This window comes from Protofrankia sp. CiT1, assembly GCF_917627335.1.
In the GTDB taxonomy this organism is placed as follows: Bacteria; Actinomycetota; Actinomycetes; order Frankiales; family Frankiaceae; genus Protofrankia.
On the sequence record NZ_CAKJTP010000190.1, the window covers coordinates 1 to 4,947 of the forward strand.

Consider the following 4,947-nt stretch of genomic DNA (forward strand, 5'->3'; position numbering starts at 1 on the left):
GAGCTCTACAACGACGAGCCTGGTCGTAGCCTGTGGACGGTGCTTGACGATCCGTTGCGCTTGGCGCTGGCCCAAGGCTGGGTCTGGGGCGTCAATGGTCGCCAGGCCGACGACGACCTCGCCGAGGATCTAGCCGCCTACGACTCGGACAACAAGCAGTTTGACGAGATGCTCGCCGCCTTCGTAGATCACTGGCGGCACGTCTACCGCGGGCTACGGAAGGGCGTCGGCCTGCTTCGGTGGACTATGCTCGTCGGCGCGAATATGGAGCTCGTCGTCCTGACTTCCTCGAAGTACATCGGGGCGCAGGGCAGCCGCAAGATCCCGGGGCACTCCTTCGTGACGCACCTTGACGGGGATGACTGGCTGATCGCGGCAACTGCACGGCGCCTCCCGGTCCCAGGTTGGCCGCCCTCCGAGGAGACCATTCCAGGCCTGGAGATCGACGGATAGCCGCGTCGCCGAAAATGCGCTTGTCCCTCCCACGCCTGTGGGGTGATCCTCCGGTGTAGAGCGGCGCGTATACGGCCACGATCTCCTCCTGTGCGCGTGGCGGTGATCTATCGCGCGCTAACGGACCTCGCTCGTGACCTCTGTTAACGTGTTCACACCCGCCCCCGACCCGCTCACCGCTCTTTCCTGGTGGGGTGCGGGCCCGAACCCCGGGACGTCACAGTCTCTGCTCCGCCGAGCAGGGGGGCTCGCTTTGTTGCACTTTCGGATAGCTCCTGAATGCCTACTTCCGAACGTGTCCATAGACCGGAAAGCCGCGACTGTGCTACAAAAGGGGGTCTGCCAAATTAACGGCTCCGTCGCATATCCGGTGGTGACGGTATATAGCCGACGCGAGATCCTGCGAAGAAGCGGGTGAAACCGCCGCGGTCTGCGGCGGCCTTCCGGGCTCCCGCGTTTGGGACACCTATTGGATCCACCGGCCGACGCTGCCGGCGCCGCCCGGAATATCGCGATTGCAGGCTGCTTGTCTCGTCGGGCAGGTCACGACAAATGCCTACTTTCAGTCATCGCCGGATCTGCGGCAGAGCCGTTATTTCTCAGGCCCACGAGGCTGGGTTGGCCTGCCCGTTGAGCGCGGTGTGGGTGTCGGCGCGCAGCTGGGTGACCAAGCCGGACGTGGTGCCGGTGCCGGTGCCGGTGCCGACTTCGACGGGCGGGGCCGCCGACGGTCGACGCTTGACCATTGTGGGGTCGGGATGTCGGCAGCCCGTGGTTCGGCAGGGGGTTTCCGCCACCGCTGGCTCCTGACTCCGCTCCGGCCTGGCTCCGCTCCGGCCTGGCTCGCTCCGATGCTCGCCTCCGGCCGTCGTTCGGGGCCTGGCGTGCGCTGACACCGTGGTCACAACGCACGGTGGCGATGCGACCGGAGTTTGCCGTTTTCCCCACCGCATCGGCCCACCTGGTGCAACGATCTGGTGGCCGGGTGGTGACGTATGTGCGGCTCGCGGGGGAGGTCGTTGGTCATGTCTCCGCCAGAGCGACCGCACGCCCACCATCCGACGGCTCGACAGACTGGCGTGCCAGGTCAGGCCGAGGCGCAGGAACAGGCCAAGGCGCAGGAACAGGCCAAGACGCCAGGTCAGGCGGACGTACGTAGCCTCGCCGACATCCTGGCCGTCGCTCCGTGGACGGATCTGGAACAGCACATCGATCAGCTCCGTGAGCGGGTCGACCGCGCGGTGCTCGCGTCGCATGCGCGGCGGGAACAGTTGCGCGCCGAGATCCTTGCTGAGAATCCCGGCCTGCGGAGCCTCATTCGACGCCCCTCACACGAGGCATCGGCCTGGGCGAGGGACCTGCTGCGGTCCGGTGTCGTCGCTGCCGCCGACGGCACCCTGGCTGCGGTACCGCTGCTGAGTGGGACGAAGATCCAGATTGGTGTCGTCGTCGTGACGAACACCGGTGAGTCCGTTCGGCTGGTCACCCGCGTCTTCGAGCATGAACTCACCGCCCAGGGCGACACTGCCCGGGAGTTCTTCGACAACCTGCGCAAGGTGCATGGCGGTTCCAACCTGGCCAGCCGGGCGCTGATGCTGTTCGGTGAACGTCAGATCCTGCTCTCCCAGGATGCCGACTGGCGGCTGATCCACGGCGAGCTGATTCCCTACGAACTGCGCACCGGTGTCGGCCTGCCGCGGGAGAACCTGCCGCCGGTCTTCGAGCTCACCCGGCGCTACGTGGCCGACCAGCGGTTCATCGCCGTCAGCGAGAGCCCGGAGGACCTCGACGTCCTCAACGCCGGGGCCATCCTGGAACCGGGCGAGTACATCGAGCTGCGCACACTCTCGGATGACCTGACGACCTTTCTTGACGGGGATTCCGACTCCGGGGTCACGAAGGCGGGATTCAATACCGTCGACCGCGGCAACTTCCGCAGTTTCATCGGGGAGGTCGGTCCGGAGGTGACCATCGTCTTGCTGAAGGCCGGGCACCGGCCATTTCTCCTGGAGTGCCACCGTGAGCGGGTCGAGCAGGCCGCCGCGCTGTTCCTTGCTGACGCGCTGTGGACCAGGGGCCTCCCGGACGCCGCCGCGACGGCGACGGCCCGCGGGTTTCCGTTCCATCTCGATCTTGCCGACGCCGTCGCCCGCACCATGTTCCGTGCTGGGGAGTTCCGCGACTTCGTCGAGGCCCGGCTGATGGAGCTGGGGGTGGAGAAAGGCCTGGTCGATCTCGATCCACGGCGGACCCGCGGATGAGCCCGCGCGATGCCGATGCCGATGCCGACGCCGGCGCCGACGCCACGCGGCGTCCTGACGGCGACGAACGCGGCGTGGAGCCCGCCGACGGAACGGAGCAGGCAGAAGAGCGCGGGACGGAGCCAGGCGACGGGCTGGGGACGGAACCGGCCGACGAGCGCAACGGCGAACAGGAAGACGAGCCGGAACTGATGGAGGAACCCGAGAACGCGGACCCGGCGGGCGAGAAGACCGACAACGGCGAGAACGGCCCGAGAGAAGCTGCCACCGACGCAGCCCGGGAGGATCTGGCCGCCTCGCTGATAACGCTCGGCTTCGTCGCCTTCGACGGCCAGGGCACCGACAACACCAGCAGTGGCGTGCTGGTCTCCGAACAGCTGCGCCGCCATTTCCGGCGCGATTCCTACGTCGGCGTCGACGACGCGGAGCAGGGCATCATTTTCCTCGGCAGGGTTGTAGAAGGGCCGTTCCACAGCCCGCACGAGATCGGCAGCGACTCGGCTATCAGCCGGACCACGCTGCTGCACCCGGACCGGACGATGTTTCGCCCCACCTACTACGCCTCGGGCACGATCGAGATCCTCGGTGAGGTCGGCCCGGACGAGTCAGTACGCCCGACGTCCACGAGACCACGGCCTTATTCCCGGACGTTCATCTACCCCGCGGACCGGCTGCGCCGCATGCTCGGTCTCGAAGGCGACATGCAGCTCGGCTCGCTGCTGGGCTACGAGGACGTCCGCGTCGAGGCGGACTCGCAGAAGAAAGCATTCCTCCCGCGCAACGTCGGCATTTTCGGCACTGTCGGGTCGGGCAAGTCGAACACGACCCAGGTGTTGATGGAGGAGGCGCTGCGGGCGGAATGGGCGGTCGTCGTCATCGATGTCGAGGGCGAGTACGTCCGCATGGACCAGGGAAACGACGACGATGCGCTCACCGCCCTGCTGTGCGAGCAGTTCCCCGACCGCCTGCCGCGCGGGATACCCGATCTTCGAGTGTATGTGCCGAACGCGGGGGAGACCGAGGCGTCGGACGCGATGACCTTCAAGGTTCCGATCGCGGATGTCCCCGACGAGATCATCGCCGACATCATGGAGTTCAGTGAAGCCCAGGTCCGTATGTGGGGTGCGGTGACAAGCCAGGCGAAAAGGCTCGCCGAGACGGCGCCACGCCGATCCCGGCTGGGGGTTCTCGACTCGCCACCGGGAAGGTCCCCGAATGCAGCGGCGGCCTTGACCCACCGCCGGACCTCCAGACTGCGGCGGCGCACTGCGAGCAGCTCATCCGTCTACCGCCGGCGGCGGTCTCCGCCGTTGGCGACGAACTGACCGGATGGCTCGGCGAGGACAACGCACGCCTCCTCACCGCCTGGAAGCCGGCCGTGTTGGCCATCGAGGACGAACGCCTGCGCCGCTTCGCCCTCGTCGCGCTCTCCCAGTCGCTGCGGCCGTCGTCCCGCTGGCTGGCCGACTCAGTGAAGGTCACCGCGGACCCGCATCGAGTGCCCATCCCGCTGGAGCACAGCCTGCGTCGATGGACCCGCCAGATCGCCCGCGACTGCGAGGCCGAACTGGTCGCGTTCGAGGCGGCCCGCCGTCCCCCCGCGGCCGGCACCCGTCCGCCCGCGGTAGTCCTTCATGCCGACGCCCGCCACCTGGCCCTGCCTGATGCCAGCGTCGACGCGATCGTGACCTCACCGCCCTACTTCGTCACCTACGACTACTTCGACGTCCAACGCTTGTCGTACCTCGCCTTCGACTGGCCGATGCGACGTGACCTGCAGATTGGCGCGAAGTACCGGCAACCTCCGGTGACCGGGCACATCTGCCTACCGCCCGCCTTCCGCTCCTGGTACGAGCAGGATTTCCGCTCCGAGCGCACAGTTCTCGGACGTGCTCTGCGGGCCTATGTCGACGGTCTGCGGCGTCACCTCTCCGAGGCTTTCCGGGTGGTGGCACCAGGCGGTGTCGTCGTCTACTCCGTCGCCAACACCGTCCGCGCCGGCCGTGTCTTCGACCTGGCCGGCGGATTCCGAGAGCTGCTCACCGAGGCCGGCTTCACGGACGTCCACGCGGCCACCCGCGTCCAGGAGGGACGGCGCATCCTGCCCGCGGGCCGCAATCCCCGCACGGGCCGGTTCACCGGCGGCGTGGGGAACGCGGGCGTCCGCGAGTACGTGGTGCTGGGCCGCCGCCCCTGACGAAGGTCACGCCAGGCATCAGCGGAGACCGCGGCC

The 4,947-nt window shown here is 67.8% G+C and carries 5 protein-coding genes; 4 read left to right on the forward strand and 1 reads right to left on the reverse strand.

Annotation, left to right across the window (positions count from 1 at the left end):
- On the forward strand, positions 1 to 453 hold a 453-nt coding region (locus MJ785_RS19450), incomplete at its 5' end, for a hypothetical protein (RefSeq protein ID WP_239382150.1).
- A gap of 599 nt (positions 454 to 1,052) precedes the next feature.
- On the opposite strand, the gene MJ785_RS19455 is transcribed toward MJ785_RS19450, so the two are convergent.
- A complete protein-coding gene (locus MJ785_RS19455; protein ID WP_239311135.1) occupies positions 1,053 to 1,250 on the reverse strand; it encodes a hypothetical protein in 198 nt (65 codons plus the stop codon).
- A gap of 228 nt (positions 1,251 to 1,478) precedes the next feature.
- Between MJ785_RS19455 and MJ785_RS19460 the strand changes: the two genes are divergently transcribed.
- From MJ785_RS19460 to MJ785_RS19470, 3 genes are read left to right on the forward strand one after another with little or no spacing between them, the layout of a single operon-like run.
- A complete protein-coding gene (locus MJ785_RS19460) occupies positions 1,479 to 2,714 on the forward strand; it encodes a hypothetical protein (RefSeq protein WP_239382152.1) in 1,236 nt (411 codons plus the stop codon).
- On the forward strand, positions 2,711 to 4,039 hold the full coding sequence (locus MJ785_RS19465) for a helicase HerA domain-containing protein (protein ID WP_239382154.1): 1,329 nt from the start codon (positions 2,711 to 2,713) through the stop codon (positions 4,037 to 4,039). The genes MJ785_RS19460 and MJ785_RS19465 overlap by 4 nt, the downstream gene beginning before the upstream one ends.
- A 53-nt stretch (positions 4,040 to 4,092) precedes the next feature.
- Positions 4,093 to 4,911, forward strand: coding sequence for a hypothetical protein (locus MJ785_RS19470; protein ID WP_239382156.1), 819 nt, complete (start codon positions 4,093 to 4,095; stop codon positions 4,909 to 4,911).
- The last annotated feature ends 36 nt before the right edge of the window (positions 4,912 to 4,947 follow it).